Raw genomic sequence first — 23,392 nt, forward strand, 5'->3', positions numbered from 1 at the left:
CAGAAGGGCGATCGATCAAATAATGTCTTCGGACTGCACCAGTTCCGCCAGTCGGCGGTCATGTTCCGCCTTCAACTGACGCACCCGCTGCTGCTCGGCGAAGGTTTCTTCGCTAAGCTCTTCGCTTGCTCGCCTCGTGGCCTCCGCCAGTGCCGCCTCCAGCTCGGGACCCTGCGCCATCACCCGAATGGCTTCGTCCAGATCGCGCCGCGCGCGACCGGCATCGGCCTCTTTCCTGTGGGGGGTGAATGTGAAGGTATCGGCCCGGAGCATCCCCTTAGCCATATTATACAAATCACCTTGGCCCCATATGGTAAGGAGGGCGATGGTTTCAACTGTTTCTTTGCGAAACGAAGCGCTGATCATGGCGGCGAGCAATTGCGCCAGCGCAGGGTCGGCGACCTTGAGCGCCGACAGCGCTTCGCGATGCACCGCGATCTGATCGGGATGGCGCAGCAGGCTGGCGACCACCGCGCGCAACAGGCGCGCCTCCAGCCCGGTCGCGCCGATCGCGCGGGCGTCTCCGGTGGCCGGCGGCAGCGGCGCTTTCCAGTTGCCGCGCCGGTCCCGTTGCCAGCCCGCACGCGCGCCGCCGCCCTGGCTTTGTCGCGGTTGCGCGGCAAAGCCGGGTCGCGCGAAGAACAGCGCGTCGTAGCGTTCGCGAAACATGTGGACATAGTGGGCGCGCACATCGCCATGCCCGATGCTGTCCGTGATCGCTGACAGGCGCTGCTTGAGCGCGGCGCGCTGTTCGGGCGTGTCGAGCGGGGCGGCGGCGCATTCATGGTTCCAGAGCCTGTCGACCAGCGGTTCGGCACGGTCGAGCACCGCTTCGAACGCGGCCGGGCCGCTGGCCCTGACCAGATCGTCAGGGTCCTGTCCCGCCGGCAGGGTGGCAAAGGCCAGGCTGTAGCCGGGGCGGAGCAGCGGCAGCGCGCGCATCGCCGCGCGGACCGCCGCCTTCTGTCCCGCCGCGTCGCCATCGAAGCACAGGATCGGCACCTGGGCCATTTTCCACAGCCGTTCGATCTGATGTTCGGTCAGGGCCGTGCCCAGTGGCGCGACCGCCTCGCCAAAGCCGGCCTGAGCAAGCGCGATAACGTCCATATAGCCTTCGACGACGAGGACCCGTCCGCTGTGGCGGCTGGCGGGGGACGCGCGGTCGATATTGTAGAGCGTTCGTCCCTTGTCGAAGAGGGGCGTATCGGGCGAGTTGAGATATTTGGGTTCGCCCGCGCCCAATATCCGTCCGCCAAAGGCGATGATCCGGCCGCGAATGTCACGGATGGGCAGCATCAGGCGACCGCGAAACCGGTCATAGCTCTCGCGCTTCCTGGCTTTTTCGCCGTCCGCTTCAGCTCCGTCGGGATCGATCAGCAGCCCGGTCTCCACCAGCATCGGTTCGCCGAAGTCCCGCAGCGCGGTCTTCAGCTTGCCGCGCGAATCGGGGGAATAGCCGAAACCGAACGCCCGCCGCGTTGCATCGCCGATGCCCCGCTGGATCAGATATTGGCGCGCATCGCCGCCATCTATGCCGCCAAGCTGATCCTCGAAAAAGCTCTGCGCCGCCGCCATGACGTCATGCAGGCCCTTTGCCTGCTCGGCCCGGTGCGCCGCGCGCGGATCGGGCGCGGGCACGTCCAGTCCCGCCGCCTGGGCGAGTTCCCTGACCGCCTCCATGAACGGCAGCCCGCGCTGGTCGGTCATCCACCGGATCGCATCGCCATGGGCACCGCACCCGAAGCAATGGTAGAAACCCTTTTCGTCGTTGATCGTGAAGCTGGGCGTCTTCTCGTTATGGAAAGGGCAGCACGCCTTATACTCGCGCCCGGCCTTCTGCACCTTGATCGTGCGGCCGATCAGGGTGGAGAGCGACGTGCGGGCACGCAGTTCGTCGAGGAAGGCGGGGGTGAGGGTCATGAAGCGCTTAAAGCCCCTCCCTTCCAAGGGAGGGGTTGGGGTGGGTGATCTTTTGCCGTTCGGGTAATGCCGAGGCCCTTTCGAGGATCAAAGTTAGCACGCCATCCTGTCGGCGGAACTTGAATCCACCCAGTCTGGAAGCGCGCAAATGCGCCCATAGCCGCGTCTCATATTCGCCCGGTTTGCGGCGCATGTCGCGTGCATATCGGCCCAGCCTTGCGTTGATGCGTAGCGCCATTACCCACCCCAACCCCTCCCTTGGAAGGGAGGGGCTTTATAGTGTCACCCCAAAGCCGCCTTCACCAGCCCGCTCGCCTTGCTCATGTCGATCACCTGGCCGTGGCGTTCCTTGAGCACCGCCATCACGCGGCCCGTATCCTTGACGCTCGTCGCGCCCACCTCCGCCTTGATCGCTTCGATGGTCGCGCGGGTTTCGTCCTCGCTCAATTGCTGGGGCAGGAAGCCTTCGATCACGTCCAGTTCGGCCTGTTCCTTCGCGGCCAGTTCCTCGCGGCCGCCGCTGGTGAACATCTCGATCGATTCGCGGCGCTGCTTGATCATCTTCTGGAGCACTTCGACAACGATGGCGTCGTCGTCGGGCAGGCTGGAAGCGGTGCGCAGTTCGATGTCGCGGTCCTTGAGCTTGGCCAGGATCAGCCGCACGGCGGCCAACCTGTCCTTGTCCCCCGCTTTCATGGCGGTGAGCTGGGCGCTCTTGATGCTCTCGCGAATCATGGCGAATATGTCCCTGTTTATCGGAAAGGAGCAGATATAACGGCAAAAGAGATTTTTAACAGTCGTTGACCCGGAGCCGCGTGAGGCATAGGTGACCGGCCGTTTAACCCGCTGCAGACGGGTTCCCGCCAAAGCATAAAAGGACCGCCCGACCATGGCTGACGCCAAGACCCTCATTGTGCCCAAAGGAGCGACGGGGGTGCTGGTATTGGCGGATGGGACCGCCGTGTTCGGGCGCGGCTTCGGCGCGGTGGGCGATGCCGTGGGCGAACTGTGCTTCAACACGGCGATGACCGGCTATCAGGAAGTGATGACCGACCCCAGCTATGCCGGACAGATCGTCACCTTCACCTTTCCCCATATCGGCAATGTCGGCACCAATATGGACGATGTCGAGGCCGACAATCCGTTCGCGCTGGGCTGTGTCGTGCGGCAGGACGTGACCGAACCCAGCAACTTCCGCAACGCGCAACCCTTCGACCAGTGGATGAAGGATCATGGCCGCATCGGCATTTCGGGTGTCGACACGCGCGCGCTGACCCGGATGATCCGCATCCAGGGTGCGCCCAATGCGGTGATCGCCCATGATTCGCAAGGCCGGTTCGATCTGGCCGCGCTGGCGGCGAAGGCGGCGGCGTGGCCGGGGCTGGAGGGCATGGACCTGGCCATCGAGGTGTCGGCCAAGGACATCCGGCTGTGGCGCGATGGCGGCTGGACGCTGGGCAAGGGCTATAGCCTGGGCGAAGCGGGGGCGGATCGTCCCCATGTCGTCGCAATCGATTATGGCGCAAAGAACAACATCTTCCGCAATCTGGTGAAGGCCGGCGCGCGCGTCACCGTGCTGCCTGCCACCGCCACCTATGAGCAGGTGATGGAACACAAGCCCGACGGCGTGTTCCTCTCCAACGGTCCGGGCGATCCCGCCGCGACCGGCGCCTATGCGGTGCCCGTCATCGCGGCACTGCTGGCGCAGGATATATCGATTTTCGGCATTTGCCTTGGCCACCAATTGCTGGCGCTGGCGGTGGGGGCAACGACGCTCAAGATGCATCAGGGCCATCGCGGCGCGAACCATCCGGTCAAGCGGCTGGACGACGGCCTGGTCGAGATCACGTCGATGAACCATGGCTTCGCGGTCGATGCCGCCACGCTGCCCGCGAATGTCCGCGCGACCCATATATCGCTGTTCGACGGCAGCAATTGCGGCATCGAACTGACCGACCGCAACGCCTTTTCGGTCCAATATCACCCCGAAGCCTCGCCGGGGCCGCAGGACAGCTTCTACCTGTTCAAGCGCTTCGTGGAAGGACTGGCCAAGTGAGCGTCAAACTCCCCCCGGTCGATGAAGCCCGCCTCGCGGCGGAATGGGAAGCCGACAAGGAAGTGCTTGCCAATCTCGCCGCCAATGGCGACGTGGCAAAGCTGCCGCGCGCCGTGGACGTCAGCTTCAAGGGCAGCGAAAAGGATTTCGACCGCGTCCTCACCATCGCCGGCCAGTTCGGTTTCGTCGAACTGGACCGCGAAGAGAATGAGGATGGCGACCTGTTCCTGTTCCTCGAATGCGAACAGGCGGTGGACGAAGCCTCGATCCGCGCGCTGACGAAGAAGTGCCTCCAGATCGAGCTATTGTGCGGCGTCGAATATGACGGCTGGGGGTGTGAGGCTCGGGCGGGGGGCGTGCATTGAGCAGAGTAGGGCGGCGGTTTTGAAAGCGCGCATGCAAGGTCTGTTGTTGGCATTGGGAGCAATTGTCTGTTTTGCCGGTGCTGGTCTTTTGTGGCTTGATTCGATTTTAGGTGTGGGAACATGCGAAACGTCGATCTTTTCGTCGAACCATTCACCTGATGGAACAGTAGCGGCTCGTATTCAGATGACGGATTGCGGAGCCACAACAGGCTATTCGCGGGTCGTTATGCTTGAAAGTGGCCGATTCTGGAAAAGCGAATGTCGAGCGCTTGCGCTGGATGGAGAGCCGAACGTGATAATGGAATGGCTGTCTGACGATGTTCTAAAGATTGTTCACTTCGCCGCTAAAGCTGACATCATCGGAGCAGAGAACGTCTGCTTTGGTCGCAAAATTGAACTTGTGCAGGGATAACATGCCCAAAAGAACCGACATATCCTCCATCCTCATCATCGGCGCTGGCCCGATCATCATTGGCCAGGCGTGCGAGTTCGATTATTCGGGCACGCAGGCGGTGAAGGCGCTCAAGGAAGAGGGCTATCGCATCATCCTCGTCAATTCCAACCCGGCCACGATCATGACCGACCCGGAATTTGCCGACGCGACCTATATCGAGCCGATCACGCCCGAAATCGTGGCGAAGATCATCGAGAAGGAGCGGCCGGACGCGGTGCTGCCGACGATGGGCGGGCAGACGGCGCTCAACACCGCGCTGGCGCTGTTCAACGACGGCACGCTGGAGAAGTACGGCGTGCAGATGATCGGCGCCGACGCCGAAGCCATCGACAAGGCGGAGGACCGGATCAAGTTCCGCGACGCCATGGACAGGATCGGCCTTGAATCCGCGCGCTCGCGGATCGCCCACACGCTTGAGGAAGCATTGGAGGCCCTCGAATTTACCGGTCTGCCGTCGATCATCCGCCCCAGCTTTACCATGGGCGGCACCGGCGGCGGCATCGCCTACAACCGCGACGAGTTCAAGCGGATCGTCATGGAGGGGCTGGACGCATCGCCCACCACCGAAGTGCTGATCGAGGAATCGCTTCTCGGCTGGAAAGAATATGAGATGGAGGTCGTGCGTGACCGCAACGACAATTGCATCATCATCTGTTCGATCGAGAATGTCGATCCGATGGGCGTCCATACCGGCGATAGCATCACCGTCGCGCCGGCGCTGACGCTGACCGACAAGGAATATCAGATCATGCGTAACGCATCCATTGCGGTGCTGCGTGAAATCGGTGTCGAAACAGGCGGTTCCAACGTACAGTTCGCGGTCAATCCCAAGGATGGCCGGCTCGTGGTCATCGAAATGAACCCGCGCGTGTCGCGCTCCTCGGCGCTCGCGTCGAAGGCGACCGGCTTCCCCATCGCCAAGGTCGCGGCCAAGCTGGCGGTGGGCTATACGCTGGACGAGATCACCAACGACATCACCGGCGCGACGCCTGCCTCGTTCGAACCGACGATCGACTATGTCGTGACCAAGATTCCGCGCTTCGCCTTCGAAAAGTTCAAGGGCGCCGAACCGCTGCTTGGCACCGCGATGAAATCGGTCGGCGAAGTCATGGCCATCGGTCGCAACATTCACGAAAGCATGCAAAAGGCGCTGCGCGGCCTGGAAACCGGGCTGTGCGGCTTCAACGACGTCGATCATCTGGTCGGCGCGCCGCATGACGATATCGTCGCTGCCCTGTCGCAGCCGACGCCGGATCGGCTGCTGGTTGCCGCGCAGGCGCTGCGCGAGGGCCTGAGCGTCGCGGAAATCCACGCCATCGCCAAATATGACCCCTGGTTCCTCGAACGGATGAAGGAGATTGTCGAGGCAGAGGCGCAAGTCCTGGAAAACGGATTGCCGCAGGATGCAGACGGCATGCGCCACCTCAAATCCATGGGCTTTTCCGACAAGCGGCTCGCTTGGCTGGCGCTCAAATCCGCCAATCTGCGCGGCATGGAGCGCGGCATCGCGCGCGGATCGGGCCTCATCCACGAAGCGGTCAAGGCGATGACCGGCGGCGTGACCGAAGCGGAGGTGCGCACGCTGCGCCACCGGCTGGGCGTGCGCCCGGTGTTCAAGCGCATCGACACCTGCGCCGCCGAGTTCGAGGCGAAGACGCCGTACATGTATTCGACCTATGAAGCGCCCCTGTTCGGCGAGCCGGAGAATGAATCCGCACCCACCGACCGCGAAAAGGTCGTGATCCTGGGCGGCGGACCGAATCGGATCGGGCAGGGGATCGAGTTCGACTATTGCTGTGTCCACGCTTGCTTCGCGCTCAGCGACGCCGGCTATGAAACGATCATGGTCAACTGCAACCCGGAAACCGTTTCGACCGACTATGACACGTCCGACCGCCTCTATTTCGAGCCGCTGACCGCCGAGGACGTGCTGGAGATATTGGAAATCGAAAAGTCGAACGGCATTTTGAAGGGCGTGATCGTCCAGTTCGGCGGCCAGACGCCGCTCAAGCTGGCGCAGGCGCTCGAAGATGCCGGCATCCCGATCCTGGGCACCTCGCCCGACGCCATCGACCTGGCCGAAGATCGCGAGCGTTTTGCCGCGCTCATCGACAAGCTGAAGCTCAAGCAGCCCGACAATGGCATCGCCCGCAGCCGGGAGGAAGCGATCGCAGTTGCCAACCGCATCGGTTATCCGGTGCTGATGCGGCCCTCCTATGTGTTGGGCGGCCGGGCCATGGAGATTGTCGACGGCCAGGCGCAGCTTGACGAATATATCACCACTGCGGTCCAGGTGTCGGGCGACTCGCCGGTCCTGATCGACCAGTATCTGCGCGATGCGGTCGAGGTCGACGTCGATGCGCTATGCGATGGCGACGATGTCGTGGTGGCGGGCGTGCTCCAGCATATCGAAGAAGCGGGAGTCCATTCGGGCGACAGCGCCTGTTCCTTGCCGCCCTACAGCCTGAACGCCGGGATCATCGCGGAAATCGAACGGCAGACGCAGGTGCTGGCCCGCGCCCTGTCCGTGCGTGGCCTGATGAACATCCAGTTCGCGGTCAAGGACGACACCGTCTATCTGATCGAGGTCAATCCGCGCGCCAGCCGCACCGTGCCCTTCGTCGCCAAGGCGATCGGCGCGCCCATCGCCAAGATCGCTGCGCGGGTGATGGCCGGCGAAATGCTCCGCGACCTGCCGACCATCGACCGCAATGCCATCGATCATGTCGCGGTCAAGGAAGCCGTCTTCCCCTTCGGTCGCTTTCCCGGTGTCGATCCGGTGCTGTCGCCTGAAATGAAGAGTACGGGTGAAGTGATGGGAATCGATAGCGATTTTGCGACCGCTTTCGCAAAGGCCCAACTTGGCGCGGGCACCGTGCTGCCCACCGGCGGCACCGTATTCATATCCCTCAAGGACAGCGACAAGCCGGTGATCCTTCCCGCCGCGAAAAAGCTCGTAGCTATGGGTTTCCATCTGGTCGCCACCGGCGGCACCGCGCGCTATCTGGAAGAAAGCGGCATCGCGGTCGAAACGGTCAACAAGGTGGCCCAGGGTCGACCGCACATCGTCGATCGCATCACCGACGGCGGCGTCGCGCTGATCTTCAATACGACCGAAGGCTGGCAGTCCTTGAAGGACAGCAAGGCCATCCGCACCAGTGCGCTCCGGCAGAAGGTCGCGAGCTTCACCACCGCCGCCGCCAGCCTTGCGGCGGTCGACGCCATCGAGGCACTGCGCGGTCATGCCCTTGAAGTGCGGGCGCTCCAGTCCTATTATCCGGTGTCGCAAGCCTGACCCCCTGCACAGGAAGCACATGCTGCGGGTGGCCCCATACCGGGGCCGCCAAAGGGAAGTATTGACGAAGGATTTTATGATGGCGACGGTCGAAAAGATGCCGATGCTGCAGATGGGTTATGACAAGATGCTGGCCCAGCTGCGAGAGTTGAAGGCGGAACGTCCGATCATCGTGGAAGCGATCGAAACCGCGCGCGCTCATGGCGACCTGTCCGAAAATGCCGAATATCACGCCGCCAAGGAGCGTCAGGGCCAAGTTGAGGCGACGATCTCCGACCTGGAGGATAAGCTCTCGCGCGCCCAGATCATCGATCCGGCCAGCCTGTCGGGCGACAAGATCGTGTTCGGCGCGACTGTCACCCTGCTCGACGAGGATGACAAGCCCGTGCGATATCAGATCGTGGGACAGGCCGAAGCGGATGCCAAGGCGGGCATGATTTCCTATAACAGCCCGCTCGGCCGGGCTTTGATCAGTCGCCAGGTTGGCGACGAGGTCGAGGTTACGGTGCCGTCGGGCGACAAATTCTATATGGTCGACCGGATCGAATTCATCTGACCCAGCCGGTGATCAACATCAGGCGCATGGTCGGCCGCGTCACCAACTGGATCGCGGCCGCCACCATATTTGTATTTCTGTTGTTGCTGGCGTCCCGCCAGATCGACCATGCCGCGCTGATCGGCGGCGTCATCCCCGCGCGCCTGTCTCATCCCGCTTTGCTGGATGGCATGGCCGCGGTGCCGACATGGCTGACCCCGCTCAGTTGCACGCTGATTCATGCCGGTTGGCTGCATCTGGGCTTCAATCTGCTGATGCTGCTGTTCTGCGGCAGCCAGGTCGAACATGTGCTGGGACGCTGGCTTACGCTGCTTCTCTACGGCCTCGGGGCCTATGCGGCGGCGCTGGCGCAGATCATCGTCGATCCCGCTTCCACCAATCCGATGGTCGGCGCGAGCGGCGCGATTTCGGCGCTGATGGCGACCTATGCGCTGCTCTACAGCCAGCAGAGGGTGAGGGCGATCGGGCCGATTTCGGCCAATATGGTGCGGTTGTTGTGGCTCGCGGCCGCCTGGATCGCGCTTCAGTTGATGATCGGTGTCGCAACGACTGGCGGTGGCGGCGGGATCGGCCAGATCGCCATAGCGGCGCATATCGGCGGATTTCTCGCGGGGTTGCTGCTGACTCGCCCCATTTTATGGCTGCGTTTCCGCCGCGCGCGGCAACAGTTCAACAACAACCGCGCCTGACGCTACAGGGCGGTCAGCCGGCTGGCGGCAACTTAGGCTCCAGCAAGCGGTGCAGATGAACCACGACATAGCGGATTTCCGCATCATCGACGGTGCGCTGCGCGGATGCGCGCCATGCCTTTTCCGCGCTGGCATAGTCGGGGAACACGCCGACCAGGTCGATGGCGTTCAGATCCTCGAATTCCATCGTCTGCGGATCCTTGACCCGCCCACCCATCACCAGGTGCATCTTGCTCATGCGCTCGCCCCTAGATCGATAATATCAGGGCCTCGGGCGATTTGCGATCCGGTGACACAGGATCAACTGCCCCAGGCTTTTGCGTCCATGCGGCTTCTGCCTCGTCAGACGAAACGACCTGCCCGGCGACCGCTTTATCGGGCAAACCGAAACTCTCCCGACGCCGGGGATCGCCAAGCCGCTATTTTTTCGGCAGCCGGTTCTTGAAGGCGTCGCTGACCGCCTCGGCCTTTTGCACCACCAGCGCAAGCATGTCGTCGGCAATGCGCGATGCCATGGTCGCGATGTCGGACGAAACCGCCTGATCCTTGACCGCGACGGCGCTGTCCTTCGCGGCGATTGCGCCATCCCTGGCGGCATCTATCGCGTCACCGGCGCGCGCCTTGACCGTTTCCGCGCCATGTTCGGCCAATGTCCGGGCGGCCAACGCGGCTTCCACCGCGCGCGTGCCGATGGCGCTGGCGACGCCGGGCATCGCGCGCATGGCGGCACGGCTCTTGGGAAAAAGATAGGCGATCACGGCGCCCGCGGCGACGGCGGCCGCTGCTGCTGCGATCGGATGCTCCTGAATGATTTCGTTGGCGCGGGTGGCGGCGCGCTGGCTCTTGTCCTTCACATCGGTGAAGGCTTCGCTCGCCTTGTCGCGCCCGGTCAGGATCATTCCCGTGGCGCTTTCGGTGCCGTCCTTGATCCGGTCGACGGCGCTGCCGGCAATGTCGTTGGCCGCGTCGCGTACGCGGGTCAATTGTCCCTGGATATCAGCCATTGTCATTCTCCGAATTGCGGTCACGCACACGAACGTACAGCCGCTTGAAAAGTGCTGCGATCGGGCGGCGGGCGAGATAGGCGACCAGAGCCGAAGCTGTCGCCGCGACCATCACGGGCCGGTCGCGCACCATATCGCCGGTCTTTGTGCCAAGAGCCATCATGCCTTGCGTCACCTTGTCCTTCGCATCGGCCCTCAGCCGCGCCGGCGTCACCCGCGCCGTCGCGGCGGCGATGCTGTCCAGAAGCGCTGCCCGCCGGGCTTCCGCGCGTTCGGTCGCCGCGCGATAGGCTTCCTCGCTGCTCATGGCTTTGCCGCCTTCTTCATCCGGCTGATCCGCGCTTTCGCCATTACCAGCAATGCGACCGTCACCAGCAGCGCCGCACCGACCACCATGGCGGTCGCGCCGAGCGGACCCCAGGCGGGAGTGAGCGCCAACACACATCCGATCAGAAGCGCGATAAGAGCGGCGAAGGCGAGCATGATCGCGATCGCCGCAAAAATCGTCGCATCCCTGACGCCGGCGCCGATGATCGCGGCGCGCAATTTCTGCCGGTCTATTTCGGCCTGGGTATAGGCACGGCCATCGGCATAGAGCCGCGCGAAAGTCGCGCCGATGCTCTCCTGGGTGTCGCTGTCATATTCGGGCGCGTGCGGAAATTCCGGTTCCGCTGGCTGTTCGATCACATCGTTCCTCCGCCCTGACGGCAGGGGCCGTTCAGTTCCCGTCTGCGCATCCCGATCCGTCAGCGGTTCAGCTGTCATCCGAACCCTTGGCTAGCCGCATCAGCACGAAGCCGACCACCGCCGCCGCGCCGATCGCGACGGCCGGACTCTTGCGCACGAAGTCTCGGGCTTCGGCCATCAATTGATCGACATCCTTGCTGTCGAGCGAGTTGGCCGCTCCAGCCACGCTTTCCGCCGCCTGACGCGCATAATCGCCATATTGCGGCCCAAGTTTCGCATCCACCGTTCCGGCGGTATCGGAAATCAGCTTGGCCAGGCTCTGCATCGCGGTTCCGGTCTTGTCCTTGGCCACGGTCGCCGCGGACATGGCGGTCTTGCTCGCCTGTTCCTTGATCGGGTCGATATGCGCCTTCCAGTCGACTTCGCTAATCTTGCTGGCGGCGGTACGGGCCGCTTTTTCCGCTTGCTCCTTCAAAGGCGCGATCTGCGCTGACCATCCGGACGTGCCGGCGGTCGACCCGCTGTTTTCGGTCACGGGCGACGACGTTGCCGTGGTGTCGCCGGCAGGCTGCGTGCGGCTTTTTCCCGTCGTGCGCTTGGCAGTGGGGGTTTCCGGGGTGTCGACCATCATCTTGTCTCCTCACGCGAATTACTGGACCATCGGCGATGCCGGCAGTGTTTTCTGCCCAATGCTTCGCCGGCGCAAACAGTTCCGTAGCCGTTATCATCGTGAGCATCGGCATTTTTTGCGCTCTGGCAAGCCCCTGCATTGCCATGATGCACTGCCGTGGCTATCGGGGCCGCGTCAGCCGCGCCCCTGGCCGTTTTCAGGGAAGCGCGCCATTCAGGGGAAAGTCATGACCGCCATTCTCGATGTCCATGCCCGCCAGATTCTCGACAGCCGGGGCAATCCGACCGTCGAAGTCGATGTGATGCTGGAAGATGGCAGCTTCGGCCGTGCCGCCGTGCCTTCGGGCGCATCGACCGGCGCCTATGAAGCGGTCGAGAAGCGCGATGGCGACAAGGGCAGATATCTCGGCAAGGGCGTGCTCGCCGCGGTCGAGGCGGTCAATGGGGAAATCGCCGACGAGATCCGCGGCATGGAAGCCGAGGACCAGGGCGAAATCGACGCGGCGATGATCGCGCTCGATGGCACGGACAACAAGTCGCGCCTGGGCGCCAACGCGATCCTGGGCGTCAGCCTGGCGGTGGCCAAGGCCGCCGCGGACGCGCGCGGCCTGCCGCTCTATCGCTATGTCGGCGGCGTGTCGGCGCATGTCCTGCCGGTGCCGATGATGAACATCATCAACGGCGGCGAACATGCCGACAACCCCATCGATTTCCAGGAATTCATGATCATGCCGGTCGGCGCGGAAAGCCTGGCCGATGCGGTGCGAATCGGCGCCGAAATCTTTCATACGCTGAAAAAGGGCCTGCACGACAAGGGCCTGGCTACGGCGGTCGGCGATGAAGGCGGCTTTGCCCCCAACCTCGCCTCGACCCGCGACGCGCTCGATTTCATCATGGAATCGGTGACGAAGGCCGGCTACACGCCGGGCGACGATGTCGTGCTCGCGCTCGATTGCGCCGCGACCGAATTTTTCCGCAACGGCCGCTATGAAATTTCGGGCGAGGGCCTGTCGCTGACGCCCGTTGAAATGGCCGATTATCTCGCGGCCCTGTGCGCCGACTATCCGATCAAGTCGATCGAGGACGGTATGAGCGAGGATGATTTCGAAGGCTGGAAGGCGTTGACCGACAAGATCGGCCATTCGGTCCAACTGGTCGGCGACGATCTGTTCGTGACCAATCCCGCGCGCCTTGCCATGGGCATCGACAAGGGCCTGGCCAATTCGCTGCTGGTCAAGGTCAACCAGATCGGCACGTTGACCGAAACGCTGGCCGCCGTCAGCCTGGCGCAGCGGTCGTCCTACACCGCCGTCATGTCGCACCGTTCGGGCGAAACCGAAGATTACACCATCGCCGACCTCGCCGTCGCCACCAACTGCGGCCAGATCAAGACTGGGTCGCTGGCCCGCTCCGACCGGCTTGCCAAATATAATCAGCTCATCCGCATCGAAGAAGAACTGGGCGATGTCGCGGTCTATGCCGGCCGCTCGATCTTTCGTTCAAAACACGGTTGATCGCGGATTAACCATTTTTCGCTTGCCGGGCGGGAAACGCTGTGATTCAAAGGGGCTATGGCGCAAATCGCTCATCTTCGATCATTGCTGTTTTCCGCGCTTGGCCCCGCCATTGCCATCCTGCTGCTGCTGTTTTTCGCTGCCTACGCCATTTTGGGGTCCAGCGGCATATTGGCGTGGGGCGATTATGCGCGGCAACTGCGGATGGCGCGCGCCCAGCTGGCGCAGGTCCAGGTCGAACAGCGCGAGTTGAAAAACCGCGTCGACCTGCTCAATCCCCGCCGGGTCGATCCTGACCTCAGCGACGAACTGATCCGCCGACAGCTTGGCGTCGTCCATCGCGACGAGATCATCATTCCGCTTAACTGATAGCGCCGCTCTGTTTTGAATGGGCGCTGAGCGCCCCTTGGCGTTGCATTGTCACGGCCGCTGCCCCTATATCGGCGTTTCCATCCCGTCGCGAACAGAGGAAAAATCCTTGGCGAAGTCACCCACGCCGCGAGCCCCGCGCGCCACTGCCTCCCAGCAGCGTGCAACGCGCGCGCCTGCCAAAGCCAAGCCGGCGCAGGCTGGCTCCGATCATAACCGGCCCCGGCCCGACGCGCCCGCCGACTATCCGGCGAGCAAGGACGAACTGCTCGAATTTTACCGCCAGATGGTGTTGATCCGCCGCTTCGAGGAAAAGGCCGGCCAGCTGTACGGCCTTGGCCTCATCGGTGGCTTCTGTCATCTCTACATCGGCCAGGAAGCGGTTGCCGTGGGCATCCAGTCGGCGCTGGAACCGGGCAAGGACAGCGTCATCACCGGCTATCGCGACCATGGCCATATGCTTGCCTATGGCATTGATCCCAACGTCATCATGGCTGAACTGACCGGCCGGGAGGCAGGCATTTCGCGCGGCAAGGGCGGGTCGATGCACATGTTCAGCGTCGAACATAAATTCTATGGCGGCCACGGCATCGTCGGCGCGCAGGTGTCGCTGGGTACGGGCCTGGGCTTCGCGCACAAATATCGCGACGATGGCGGGGTATGCGTGGCCTATTTCGGCGATGGCGCGGCCAACCAGGGCCAGGTCTATGAAAGCTTCAACATGGCCGAGCTGTGGAAGCTGCCGATCATCTTCGTGATCGAAAACAACCAATATGCCATGGGCACCAGCGTCAACCGGTCGTCGGCCGAGGACCAGCTTTACCGCCGCGGCGAAAGCTTTCGCATCCCCGGCCTCCAGGTCGATGGCATGGACGTGCTGGCCGTGCGTGGCGCGACGGAGGAGGCGCTTAAATGGGTCAAGGCCGGCAATGGCCCGATCCTCCTCGAAATGAAGACTTATCGCTATCGCGGCCATAGCATGTCGGACCCGGCCAAATATCGGTCGCGCGAGGAAGTTCAGGCGATGCGCGAGAAATCCGATCCGATCGAGGGTGCGAAAAACCGTCTCGTGGAGCTTGGCGTGGGCGAGGATGAATTGAAGGCGATCGACCAGCAGATTCGCAAGATCGTCGGCGCGGCGGCCGATTTCGCCGAAACATCGCCCGAGCCGGACCCGGCCCAACTCTATACCGACGTGCTGGTGGAGCAATATTGATGGGTGTCGAAATCAAGATGCCGGCGCTCTCGCCGACGATGGAAGAAGGCACGCTGGCCAAATGGCTGGTCCAGGAGGGCGACGACGTGCAGTCGGGCGACATCCTTGCCGAAATCGAAACCGACAAGGCGACGATGGAGTTCGAGGCGGTCGACGAGGGCAAGATCGGCAAGATCATGGTTGCGGCCGGCACCGAAGGCGTGAAGGTCGGAACGGTCATCGCCACTATGGCGGAGGATGGCGAAGTTCAGGGCGCGCAAGCTGCGCCCAAGGCGAAAGTGAGCGCGCCGCCCGCCGGGGCCGGGGAGGAGCCTCAGGCGCCCGGGAAGGCCCAGGGCGGGACGGCCAAGCTTGCCGCCGATGTGCGCGCGGTCCTGACCGATCCAGACCTTCCGCAAGGCACCGAATATGTGAAAACGACCGTGCGCGAAGCGCTGCGCGACGCCATGGCGGAGGAAATGCGCCGCGACGATCGCGTGTTCGTGATGGGTGAGGAGGTCGCCGAATATCAGGGCGCCTACAAGGTGACGCAGGGCCTGCTGGAGGAATTTGGCGGCAAGCGCGTCATCGACACGCCGATCACCGAATATGGTTTTGCCGGTGTTGGCACGGGCGCGGCGATGGGCGGGTTGAAGCCGGTCATCGAATTCATGACCTTCAACTTCGCGATGCAGGCGATCGATCACATCATCAATTCGGCGGCCAAGACCAATTATATGTCGGGCGGCCAGATGCGCTGCCCGATCGTGTTTCGCGGTCCCAACGGCGCGGCGAGCCGGGTCGGCGCGCAGCACAGCCAGAATTACGGACCCTGGTATGCCAGCGTCCCCGGCCTGATCGTCATCGCGCCCTATGACGCGGCCGATGCCAAGGGTCTGCTCAAAGCCGCGATCCGCTGCGAGGACCCGGTGGTGTTCCTGGAAAATGAGCTGGTCTATGGCCGCAGCTTCGACGTGCCCAAGGTCGACGATTATGTCCTGCCGATCGGCAAGGCGCGGATCGTGCGCCCCGGCGACAGCGTCACCATCGTCAGCTATTCGATCGGCGTCGGCCTCGCTCTACAGGCGGCCGAAACGCTGGCGGGCGAGGGGATAGAGGCGGAGGTCATCGACCTGCGGACGCTGCGCCCGCTCGACACCGCAACCGTGCTGGAAAGCCTCAAGAAGACCAATCGCCTGATCGTGGTGGAGGAAGGCTGGCCGACCTGCTCGATCGCGTCGGAAATCGCGGCGGTGGTAATGGAACAGGGCTTCGACGATCTCGACGCCCCGGTCCTGCGCGTCACCAACGAGGACGTGCCGCTGCCCTATGCCGCCAATCTGGAAAAGGCGGCGCTGGTCGATGCCGCGCGCGTGGTCGAGGCCGCAAAGAAGGTGTGTTATCGAAGTTGATCAGGTCGCCGAGAAGGTCGAGCAACTGGCGGCGGTCACGCCTTCGGTGTTGTATATGCCTTTGGTGCCCCCGGTATAATCGCGGTTGTCGCGTACCGTCATGGCCGCCGTTTCCCTGATCGTCGGGATTTTGACGAAATTCGGGCCGATCAGCGGCTGATAGCTGTACACAATTTCGACGAACATGACCGCGCCGTTGGCGGGTGGTTTAACCTTGAACGGGTTGGTGGCAAGGGTGGTGTCATCGTTGCGTTCAGTGGCCGTGGAACCTGAATCCTCGTTGAAATAGCTTCCAAGTTCGGTGGATTTCATGCCTTTGCACCGCTGCCATTTGACGATGTATTTGTTGGCGACCGTGGCTGGTTGCAGGCTGCGGATGATCACCCGGCCATCGGCGAACAGGCCCAGCTTGCCGGCTTGAAGGTTGGCGCCGGCCAGCAGGTCGTTGATCTGCTTTTCGCTGATCGTCTTGTTGGACAGTACGGTGCCGGTGCCGATGCGCGATGCATTGTCGGCCACCATCAGGGCCAACTGGCTGATGCGCATCTTGGTCGTGGTGAAGTTGGCAAGTTCAGCCGCGGTCATCGTGACAATCACGATGAAGGGCAGGCTGAGCGCGAATTCGACGAGCGCCATGCCCGATCGGTTGATGCACAGCCGCGACAATGTGCGCCGCAGGGCGTTCATGGGCAATTCCTGACGGTCACGGCGGCCTGATCGCCAAAGGGCTGGTTGGCCAGCACCGTCGCCGCGCTGACGGTGACATTCGCGGGCAGGCCGACCGTTTTCATGAAGGGAAAGATGCGCGGGTAAACGACCTGGGTGGACAGGATCACCGTATCCTTTGCGCCGCCCTGGCCGGTGCGGCCATTGTCCACATCCCATGATCCGCTGTCATTATTGTCCTCATAAGGTTCGCCATGATCGCAGATGCCGTTGGCGTAGGTGCCCGATGTGGCGTCCGTGAACGGCTCCTTGGCACGCACCGCGGCCTTGGTATAGTCGCGGAAGGACGTGCGGGTAATCGTTACCGTGGCATTGCTGGCAAGGCGCTTGACCTGATCGGTGATGGCGGTGTCCATCGCGGTTTGCACGGCCGAGGTTCCCCCGGTTTCAAGGCTGGAGTCGCGGGCGGCCTTCTGCACCGCGCCCTGCAGAACGCTCTGGACATAGAGCGTGTGGCAAACGTCCAGCACGCCCATCATCATGACCATGAACACCGGCGCGATCAGGCCGAATTCAGTGATCGAGACGCCGGTTCGACTGGCCGTCAGGCGGCGCAACAGGGCGGGGCCGGGCATCAGTTGGTCAACCGCAATTGCGAGATTTCATCGGCGATCGACTTGAACTTGTCGATCAGCAAGGTGCTGTTCGTGGCGTTGTAGAAACGGCCCGAACTGGCGCAATTTTCCAGCCGCGTATAGTCGTCGGTGCCCGCCGCGCCATAATAGATGACCCACAGGGTGATATTCTTGTTCTTGATGGCGCTGCAAAGGGCGACCAGTCGCGCATTGATGGTCGCGACCAGGGTATCGCTGTCGGTCGCATTGGTTTGACGCTGGTCCCACCATGGCAAGCCGTGCGACACATAGTCGGTGTTGTTCGCCACCGCCGTGCCGTCCGTCATGAAGATCATGTGTCGTTCGATCGTGCCGCCATTGGGTGTCAGCGCATTTTCACTGGCGAACAGGCCCGTCGGCGACATGAGCCGCGCGCCCCAGATCAGGCCGATGTCATGATAGGTGTTCCCGTCGGGGGTCAGCGCATCGACATAGGTTTTGAAATCGGTGACTTCGGCCGATGTCTTGTATATCCCCATCTTGCGCGCGGGGCGCGGGCAGTAATAGTTCCGATTGGTCGGCATGTCGTTGATGCCATAGGTCGTCCACCCGTTCGGGCTCCAATTGCCGGCGATCGTCACGGGATCGCGCGTCTTGTTGCCGCTGCCATCCACCCGGCCCCAGACCACGTCGCGCAGCAGCGGCTTCCATTGGGTGTTGCGATCGCTGGTCGGCGCGCTGTCGATATCCATGTCGAACGCCGAAGACGGTATGGGATCATAATCGTCCGCCGGATTGCCGTCGCTGTTCTTGAAGGGCTGTCTTTCTTCGATGCAGCCGTCCCAACTGATCGATGTGCTCGTGCCGTTGGTGCCCACTGGCAGCATGACACTATCATTCCAGCTATACCCTCCTGCTTTTAGGCCACGAACGTCTAATTCGTCCTTTTTGTATATCCATCCTGAAAACACTTGGGTAGTGGTAGTAGTAATCGTGTCGATCCGCCGATACTGTTTGGTGATATTATATGATCTTGTCCTAACAGTCACGACGCATTGCCGGCCAATACCGAAAAAGCCATTAAACTGAGTTTCGTTGCTGTAATCTCTTTCAGTGACAGGCGTATCAGTATACCATGTCGTCGTAGTGGTGTTACCAGATGTTGTCGATGTCTGGCCATAAGGCGAACCCTCAGTTCCTGTGGAAACGCCATCAACGGATCGGCCATCACAATAGCCGGAATAGTTTGCATTGGTCGAACCGGACCAGCTGCTCCAAGAGCCATTTTGCGTCGACAGTAACGTCGGCGTACCCGTCGCAGTTGAAGTGGAAGTGGATGGCGTGAATTGCGGGACGCGTGTCTGATAGAATGGCGTATCTTCCATCCAGCTGTTGTTGAGCAGCTTGCCGACATTGACGTTGGTGGCATAGGGCACGAAGCCGAAGCGCAACTGCACCGTGGCGCTGTTGCCGCCGGTCGGCGTGCTGCCGCAATCGACATTGTCGATGTCGATCTTGGCCAGCGCCTCGTAAAAGCATTTGACCGCTTTTCTCAGCCCGACGATCTTTTTGACCGTGTCGCCGGGGATGGTTTCGTCCATCGACCCTGTCGTATCGAGAACGAACATGACATCGGTATTGGGGATGCGCATTTCCGCGTCGCATGTAATGCTGATGGTCTTGTTGGTCTGGCCAAAGATTTTCATCACCGTCATCGGCACGATGACCGATGCCGTGCCGGTCACCTTGCCGGAACTTTCGGTGAAGCTGCGGCTGGTCGTATTGGTGCCATAGGGATTGGTGCCGAAATTGGCGTCGAACAGTTCGAGCGCGACCGCGTTCGCCTTGTTGCTGTTTGCCGACCACGCGCCCGCGCCCATCTGCTTGCGGCCCCCGAGCGCGCCGGCGTCGCAGGCCTGCTGCAAACGCGCCTTGGTCAGATAGAGACGCGCCATGTCGATGCCGCCGCCGGCCAGGCCGGCAAGCGGGATGATCGCCGCCGCAACCATGGCCAAGGTGCTGCCTGCCTGGCTCTTGCCCAGACGTCCCAGAAATCCCACAGGAGGTTCGATTTGCTTGCCCATCTGTCCTCAGTCACTCATGTCGCGCCCAACACCCCCCACATCCGGGCAAGGCAGCCTTTTCGTCTATGCAGGCGCACTCGTTAGAATGTGTATGAGGAGAATGGTTAAGATGGCGTAATTCCGGGATGATCATGAACGGGACGGGGGAAGATTTTGAGTGACGCTATCGCGCCGCACGGTGCGCTGACCCGTCTGCTGCTTGCCCATGGGGATGCGGCCGGGCGAACGCGGCGGGCGCTTGCCTGGGCCTATGACGAGCGGCTGGCCGATATCATCCGCACCACGTCCGATCCGATGATCGGGCGAATCCGCATCGCGTGGTGGGACGAGGCGCTGGCCGATCCGGCGCGGGCCAAGGGCAGGGGCGAGCCGCTGCTCGACGCGCTGCGCGCGGCGGGCATGGCGGGGGATGCGGGGCTGCGCGCGATGCTGGACGGCTGGGAAGCGCTGCTGGTGCCACAGGTCGACGCTGATGCGATGCGCGACTTCGCCATCGGTCGTGGCGGGGGCCTGTTCACCCTGCTGAGCGGAGTGGACGATCCGCCATCCTGGCTTTGGGACGCGGGCCGCCTGTGGGCGCTATGGGATTTGTCGGGCCATCTCCATTCGGCGCCGGCGCGGGCGGAGGCGGTCGCGCTTGCCGGCCGGCTCGTGCCCGCGCTCAAGGATGCGCGCTGGCCCGCCGCATGGAAATCCATGCGGATCGCTACCGCCCTTGCGCGGCATGACATCATCCGCAACCGCCCGGCTCCGCCCGCGCTTACCCCCGGCCTCTATGCCCGGCTGCTGGGGCTGTTGATACGCCCGCGCTGATGGTCGCGCCGGTTCAGTCCGTATCGGGATCGCGGAAGTTCAAACGCCGCGTCACGCTATAGTCCAGCACGCCGACGAGGAAGTAGCTGATCCACCCCTTGATCAGCGTCAGCACGCCCCGTTGCCGCACATAGGCGTCATAGGTGACGCGCTTGCTGTCCTTCGCATAGCGGTCGATCCGCGCGCGCATCAGCTCGGCAAAATGCCGGTCCTCGATCCGCAGCATCAGTTCCAGGTTGAGGAACAGCCCGCGCATGTCGAAATTGGCGGAACCGATGAACACCGCATCGTCCACCACCAGCAGCTTGATGTGCAGCTTGTTGGGCAGGTATTCGCGGATTTCGACGCCCCGGCGCAGCAGCGGGCCGTACAGCAGGCGGGATGCGGCGACGGTTGCGCCATTGTCCGACCGGGCGGGCAGGATCAGCCGCGCGCCATCGCGTCCCGCCGCTCGCGCGATGCGCTTGAGCATGCCGCGTCCGGGCGAAAAATAGGCCATCACCATGTCGACGCGGCGGGCCTGTTCCAGATCATGCTTGGCGACCTTCGCCCAGGGGCTAAGCCGCCGGGTCGGCCCGCCCACCAGCCAGCGAAACGCGCTGTGCGGATCGTGCCGCAAGGCGGGATGCCAGCGGCGCACCATCGCGCGCAGCGTGCGGAACCGCTGACGCCGGGTGGAAACCCATCGCCACAATTGCGCATACCACAGCACCATCGCCTCGACTTGCGGGCCGCGTATCACCAGCCCCAGGTCGCGCCAGCCATCGGCTTCGACCGGGCCGAAATAGTCGTGGGAGATATTGAACCCGCCGATCATCAGGCGCTCGTCATCGGCGATCGCGATCTTTTGATGGTTGCGGATCAGGTAACGGGTCGATCGGCGCGCACCGAACCAGGCGAAATGGCCGCCCGCCGCGATCAATCCGTCGAACAGCGGCTGGTCCGGGCCACCGCTGCCGAACGCATCGACGATCAGGGTCACCGCCACGCCCCGATTGCGCGCCGCGATCAGCCGGTCGAGCATGATGTGGCCGCTCTCGTCATCGGCGAAGATATAATAATAGAGCTTGAGCGATGACCTGGCACTGTCGATCAGGTCGATCAGGGCGGTCCACAGGGCGGGGCCGTCGTCGATCACGCTCAGGCTGTTTCCCTGCAGCGTCACTTGGACCATCGTTTCGTCCGAATGCGCACCATGGCGTTCCTGCGTCATTGGGTATCCATGCCCCCTAAAGCAGCGCGGAGCCATGCTTTTATGGGCTATTCTTGACTCCTGTGCAGGCCGCTGTTAGGCGCGAACCATACGATCCCCATCAGAGTTTTCAAGGAGGCCCTATTGGCCCGCGTAACCGTCGAAGATTGCGTCGACAAGATTACCAACCGCTTCGATCTCGTACTGCTTGCAGCGCAGCGCGCCCGTGAAATTTCCGGCGGCGCCGAACTGACCGTGGATCGCGATCGCGACAAGAATCCGGTGGTCGCCCTGCGCGAGATCGCCGAAGAAACCGTGTTGCCCGATGAACTTCATGCGTCGGTCGTTGCTTCGCTGCAAAAGGTGCAGATCGACGATGACGATACGCCTGACGAGATCGGCTCGATCGCCCAGTCGGCGGAGGCGCTTCGCCTGACCGCGGCCGCGCCGCCGCGCAACCAGAATATCGGCGGCGATTACGACGGCTGAACTGACCGGTTTGGAGAGGGAAGAGGCCCGGCCCGTTCCAGCGGGACCGGGCCTCATAATTTCGGGCTGAATTTTCTCGCTCGCGCCGCCGTCCGATCCGCTCAGGCCGCGGGCAGCGCCCAGTCGATGGCCCCCCGCCCATGCGCTTCCAGAAACGCATTGGCCTGAGAAAAATGGCGACATCCCAGGAAGCCGTTATGCGCTGAGAGGGGTGAAGGGTGCGCCGCCTTGAGCACCAGGTGGCGGCGGCTGTCGACGAACCCCGCCTTGCGCTGCGCATAGGCGCCCCACAGCATGAACACCACCGGATTGGGCTGGCGGTTTACCGCCTGTATGACGGCATCGGTGAACCTCTCCCAACCCTTGCCCTGATGGGACGCAGCCTGGCCCATTTCGACGGTAAGGACGCTGTTGAGGAGCAGCACGCCCTGTCGCGCCCAATGTTCCAGAAAGCCATGGGTAGCGACGGGGATGTTGAGGTCGTCTTGAAGTTCCTTGTAGATGTTGCGCAGCGACGGCGGCACGCGCACGCCGGGCTGAACGCTGAAGCACAATCCATGCGCTTGCCCCGCGCCATGATAGGGGTCCTGCCCTAGAATGACGATCTTCACCTGGTCGAGCGGGGTCAGGTCGAGCGCACGGAAATATTCGCTGCCCCTGGGAAAGATGCGTTTGCCGGCGGCCTTTTCGGACTGGAGGAAAGTCTTCAGCGCGCGCATGTGCGGCGCGGCGAATTCGCTGGCCAACGGATCGCGCCAGCTTTGGTGCAGCTTTACGGTGTCGCTCATCAGGTCTGATGGCCCGACGGCGGTCCGCGAGTCAATTGGCGGCGTTCGATCCATTCTGTCCTTTCCGCCGCCGCATGGTGCCACGGGCCTGACCTGGATAAATGTTCGCTTCTCCTGTGGGGCAAAAAAGGTCTCGACTGGACGATCGCTTCCTTAACCTGAAGCAGGATTTGGGATATGGGTCATGTATATAAGGGACGAGGATAATGCGACTGGCACGCTTCGGGGAGTTCTGGCCCTATTATCTCCAGGAACATGCCCGTGCTGGAACGCGGGCGCTGCACTATGCCGGGACGACCCTGGTATTGCTGCTGCTCGCAACCCTGCCCTTTCTGCACAATTGGTGGCTGACGGCCGCCGTCCCGCTCGCGGGCTATGGCTTCGCCTGGATCGGGCACGGGCTGATTGAGCATAATCGCCCCGCAACCTTTCGTTATCCGCTGTGGTCGCTGGGGGCGGATTTCGTCATGTGGTATCGGTTCATAGGCGGTCACATGGTGCACGACCTGCGCCGTGCCGGCGTCCGCACCGACGGCACGGTGGACCCTGAACAACGCCTGGGCCTGTAGCCGCAAACAGCTTGACCGCCCGCCACCCGTT

Annotated in this window: 26 protein-coding genes; 13 read left to right on the forward strand and 13 right to left on the reverse strand. The window is 62.7% G+C overall.

Annotation, left to right across the window (positions count from 1 at the left end; genetic code table 11):
- Positions 1-15: 15 nt before the first annotated feature.
- Genes dnaG through WG908_RS12930 form a run of 3 tightly spaced genes read right to left on the reverse strand, consistent with a single transcriptional unit; the run spans position 16 to position 2,655 of the window.
- Positions 16-1,920 (reverse strand): DNA primase, encoded by a 1,905-nt coding sequence (dnaG, locus tag WG908_RS12920; protein ID WP_340187003.1) that lies wholly within the window; start codon positions 1,918-1,920, stop codon positions 16-18.
- A gap of 7 nt (positions 1,921-1,927) precedes the next feature.
- Complete coding sequence (locus WG908_RS12925; protein WP_340187004.1) at positions 1,928-2,158, reverse strand: DUF559 domain-containing protein; 231 nt, start codon at positions 2,156-2,158, stop codon at positions 1,928-1,930.
- Positions 2,159-2,202: 44 nt separating this feature from the next.
- On the reverse strand, positions 2,203-2,655 hold the full coding sequence (locus tag WG908_RS12930) for a GatB/YqeY domain-containing protein (RefSeq protein WP_340187005.1): 453 nt from the start codon (positions 2,653-2,655) through the stop codon (positions 2,203-2,205).
- Positions 2,656-2,809: 154 nt separating this feature from the next.
- On the opposite strand from WG908_RS12930, the gene carA reads away from it, so the two are divergent.
- From carA to WG908_RS12960, 6 genes are all read left to right on the forward strand, one after another.
- On the forward strand, positions 2,810-3,976 hold the full coding sequence (gene carA, locus WG908_RS12935) for a glutamine-hydrolyzing carbamoyl-phosphate synthase small subunit (protein ID WP_340187006.1): 1,167 nt from the start codon (positions 2,810-2,812) through the stop codon (positions 3,974-3,976).
- Positions 3,973-4,341: a ribonuclease E inhibitor RraB gene (locus WG908_RS12940; protein WP_340187007.1), complete on the forward strand. Its 369-nt coding sequence runs from the start codon at positions 3,973-3,975 to the stop codon at positions 4,339-4,341. Before carA ends, WG908_RS12940 begins: the two co-directional genes overlap by 4 nt.
- Positions 4,342-4,372: 31 nt before the next feature.
- Positions 4,373-4,753 carry a hypothetical protein gene (locus tag WG908_RS12945; protein ID WP_340187008.1) on the forward strand — a complete coding sequence of 127 codons (381 nt, stop codon included), beginning with the start codon at positions 4,373-4,375 and terminating at the stop codon, positions 4,751-4,753.
- 1 nt (position 4,754) lies between these two features.
- Positions 4,755-8,090: a carbamoyl-phosphate synthase large subunit gene (gene carB, locus WG908_RS12950; RefSeq protein WP_340187009.1), complete on the forward strand. Its 3,336-nt coding sequence runs from the start codon at positions 4,755-4,757 to the stop codon at positions 8,088-8,090.
- A gap of 79 nt (positions 8,091-8,169) precedes the next feature.
- Positions 8,170-8,646, forward strand: a complete 477-nt coding sequence (gene greA, locus WG908_RS12955) for a transcription elongation factor GreA (RefSeq protein WP_340187066.1) — start codon at positions 8,170-8,172, stop codon at positions 8,644-8,646.
- 26 nt (positions 8,647-8,672) lie between these two features.
- Complete coding sequence (locus tag WG908_RS12960) at positions 8,673-9,335, forward strand: rhomboid family intramembrane serine protease (RefSeq protein WP_445326723.1); 663 nt, start codon at positions 8,673-8,675, stop codon at positions 9,333-9,335.
- Between the two features lie 13 nt (positions 9,336-9,348).
- On the opposite strand, the gene WG908_RS12965 is transcribed toward WG908_RS12960, so the two are convergent.
- From WG908_RS12965 to WG908_RS12985, 5 genes are all read right to left on the reverse strand, one after another.
- Positions 9,349-9,573, reverse strand: coding sequence for a DUF4170 domain-containing protein (locus WG908_RS12965; protein WP_340187010.1), 225 nt, complete (start codon positions 9,571-9,573; stop codon positions 9,349-9,351).
- A gap of 181 nt (positions 9,574-9,754) precedes the next feature.
- Complete coding sequence (locus WG908_RS12970; RefSeq protein ID WP_340187011.1) at positions 9,755-10,339, reverse strand: hypothetical protein; 585 nt, start codon at positions 10,337-10,339, stop codon at positions 9,755-9,757.
- Positions 10,332-10,646, reverse strand: a complete 315-nt coding sequence (locus tag WG908_RS12975; RefSeq protein WP_340187012.1) for a hypothetical protein — start codon at positions 10,644-10,646, stop codon at positions 10,332-10,334. Before WG908_RS12975 ends, WG908_RS12970 begins: the two co-directional genes overlap by 8 nt.
- A complete protein-coding gene (locus WG908_RS12980) occupies positions 10,643-11,026 on the reverse strand; it encodes a hypothetical protein (RefSeq protein WP_340187013.1) in 384 nt (127 codons plus the stop codon). The genes WG908_RS12975 and WG908_RS12980 overlap by 4 nt, the downstream gene beginning before the upstream one ends.
- Before the next feature lie 67 nt (positions 11,027-11,093).
- Complete coding sequence (locus WG908_RS12985) at positions 11,094-11,654, reverse strand: hypothetical protein (RefSeq protein WP_340187068.1); 561 nt, start codon at positions 11,652-11,654, stop codon at positions 11,094-11,096.
- Between the two features lie 229 nt (positions 11,655-11,883).
- Between WG908_RS12985 and eno the strand changes: the two genes are divergently transcribed.
- The 4 genes from eno (at position 11,884) to WG908_RS13005 (ending at position 16,146) form a co-directional block, all read left to right on the forward strand.
- Entirely contained in the window at positions 11,884-13,170 is a 1,287-nt protein-coding gene (eno, locus tag WG908_RS12990) for a phosphopyruvate hydratase (RefSeq protein WP_340187014.1), read from the forward strand.
- 57 nt (positions 13,171-13,227) lie between these two features.
- Positions 13,228-13,539, forward strand: a complete 312-nt coding sequence (locus tag WG908_RS12995) for an FtsB family cell division protein (protein WP_340187015.1) — start codon at positions 13,228-13,230, stop codon at positions 13,537-13,539.
- Positions 13,540-13,648: 109 nt separating this feature from the next.
- A complete protein-coding gene (pdhA, locus tag WG908_RS13000; RefSeq protein ID WP_340187016.1) occupies positions 13,649-14,755 on the forward strand; it encodes a pyruvate dehydrogenase (acetyl-transferring) E1 component subunit alpha in 1,107 nt (368 codons plus the stop codon).
- Complete coding sequence (locus WG908_RS13005; RefSeq protein ID WP_340187017.1) at positions 14,755-16,146, forward strand: pyruvate dehydrogenase complex E1 component subunit beta; 1,392 nt, start codon at positions 14,755-14,757, stop codon at positions 16,144-16,146. The genes pdhA and WG908_RS13005 overlap by 1 nt, the downstream gene beginning before the upstream one ends.
- On the opposite strand, the gene WG908_RS13010 is transcribed toward WG908_RS13005, so the two are convergent.
- From WG908_RS13010 to WG908_RS13020, 3 genes are read right to left on the reverse strand one after another with little or no spacing between them, the layout of a single operon-like run.
- The gene (locus tag WG908_RS13010) at positions 16,147-16,833 is read right to left on the reverse strand and encodes a TadE/TadG family type IV pilus assembly protein (RefSeq protein ID WP_340187018.1); all 687 of its coding nucleotides are present in this window, start codon (positions 16,831-16,833) and stop codon (positions 16,147-16,149) included.
- Positions 16,830-17,447, reverse strand: a complete 618-nt coding sequence (locus WG908_RS13015) for a TadE/TadG family type IV pilus assembly protein (RefSeq protein WP_340187019.1) — start codon at positions 17,445-17,447, stop codon at positions 16,830-16,832. The genes WG908_RS13010 and WG908_RS13015 overlap by 4 nt, the downstream gene beginning before the upstream one ends.
- Entirely contained in the window at positions 17,447-19,510 is a 2,064-nt protein-coding gene (locus WG908_RS13020) for a pilus assembly protein TadG-related protein (RefSeq protein WP_340187020.1), read from the reverse strand. The genes WG908_RS13015 and WG908_RS13020 overlap by 1 nt, the downstream gene beginning before the upstream one ends.
- A gap of 153 nt (positions 19,511-19,663) precedes the next feature.
- On the opposite strand from WG908_RS13020, the gene WG908_RS13025 reads away from it, so the two are divergent.
- On the forward strand, positions 19,664-20,323 hold the full coding sequence (locus WG908_RS13025) for a hypothetical protein (RefSeq protein WP_340187021.1): 660 nt from the start codon (positions 19,664-19,666) through the stop codon (positions 20,321-20,323).
- A gap of 13 nt (positions 20,324-20,336) precedes the next feature.
- On the opposite strand, the gene WG908_RS13030 is transcribed toward WG908_RS13025, so the two are convergent.
- The gene (locus WG908_RS13030; protein ID WP_340187022.1) at positions 20,337-21,536 is read right to left on the reverse strand and encodes a phospholipase D-like domain-containing protein; all 1,200 of its coding nucleotides are present in this window, start codon (positions 21,534-21,536) and stop codon (positions 20,337-20,339) included.
- A gap of 123 nt (positions 21,537-21,659) precedes the next feature.
- Here WG908_RS13030 and rpoZ point away from each other — a divergent pair, with 123 nt between their 5' ends.
- Positions 21,660-22,004 (forward strand): DNA-directed RNA polymerase subunit omega, encoded by a 345-nt coding sequence (gene rpoZ, locus WG908_RS13035; protein WP_340187023.1) that lies wholly within the window; start codon positions 21,660-21,662, stop codon positions 22,002-22,004.
- Between the two features lie 101 nt (positions 22,005-22,105).
- Here the strand turns inward: rpoZ and ung are convergent, their stop codons facing one another.
- Positions 22,106-22,792, reverse strand: a complete 687-nt coding sequence (gene ung / locus WG908_RS13040; RefSeq protein ID WP_340187024.1) for a uracil-DNA glycosylase — start codon at positions 22,790-22,792, stop codon at positions 22,106-22,108.
- A gap of 206 nt (positions 22,793-22,998) precedes the next feature.
- Between ung and WG908_RS13045 the strand changes: the two genes are divergently transcribed.
- Positions 22,999-23,361, forward strand: a complete 363-nt coding sequence (locus WG908_RS13045) for an Mpo1-like protein (RefSeq protein ID WP_445326721.1) — start codon at positions 22,999-23,001, stop codon at positions 23,359-23,361.
- Positions 23,362-23,392 lie beyond the last annotated feature (31 nt).

The organism is Sphingobium anseongense, from assembly GCF_037725245.1.
Lineage (GTDB): Bacteria > Pseudomonadota > Alphaproteobacteria > Sphingomonadales > Sphingomonadaceae > Sphingobium.